Annotated in this window: 1 protein-coding gene; it reads right to left on the bottom strand. The window is 66.1% G+C overall.

The window, feature by feature from the left end:
* Positions 1 to 10: 10 nt before the first annotated feature.
* On the bottom strand, positions 11 to 881 hold an 871-nt coding region (locus tag BU204_RS37830; protein ID WP_143230061.1), incomplete at its 5' end, for an IS630 family transposase.

Here is an 881-nt window from a genome sequence, read left to right as displayed (position 1 = left end):
TAGTGCCGCATCAAGCAACGTTGGGTAGGTAATCCGGGCGGCGGATCTTGGAGTTGACGGCGAAGTGACGCTTCGGGTGGCAGTGGCGGTTGCGCCAGCGCAGATAGCCGGCGATCGCTGTCTCCTGGGCGGCGTGGCTGGGGTAGTCGCTGCCGTCCAGGGTGAAGTAGCGGACCGCGGTGAACTCGCACTCGATCCAGTTCAGCCAGGATGCGTTGGTGGGTGTGTGGACCAGCTCGATGTCGTTGGCCGCGCACCACGTGAGGACCTCGGCCTTGCCGTGCGGTCCGTAGTTGTCACAGACCAGATACAGCTTCCCGGCCGGGAAGCGGCGGCGCAGCTGTTTGCAGAAGTCGAGGAACTGCGGCCAGCGTTTGCGGTCCCGGAACCGGTAGAACATCTGCCCGGACGCGAGGTCGAGCGCGGCGAACATGTGCCGGATGCCCTTGGTGCGGGTGTAGGTCGCGCGCAGGCGGCCTGGTCGGCCGCGAGGGAACCAGCCGCGACCGGGGCGGGGTTGCAGGTTCAGCGGACCGAACTCGTCGACGCAGATCACTCGTCCGTCGGCGGGCGGGTGATCGTAGAGATCGAGGATGCGGGTCTTCTTCGGTATGAAGTCCGGGTCTTTGCTGGCTTTCCAGGTCTTCGTCGCCTGCCAGGACACGCCCTCCTGGCGCAGGATCTTCCGGACGGTCTCGGTGCTCACCCTGATCCACGCGTGCTCGGCGAGGTAGTCGACCAGCTTGGCCAGGCTCCAGGTGGTGAACGGCAAGCCCAGCTCGGTCGGTTTGCAGGCGGCGATGCGGCAGATCTGATCACGGGCGGCCGGCCCGAACTTAGCTGGTCGACCGCCCCTCCATTTTGGGGACAACGCCGCGAAC

Source organism: Actinophytocola xanthii, assembly GCF_001921205.1.
Lineage (GTDB): Bacteria > Actinomycetota > Actinomycetes > Mycobacteriales > Pseudonocardiaceae > Actinophytocola > Actinophytocola xanthii.
This window is presented reverse-complemented; position numbering and strand designations above follow the sequence as displayed.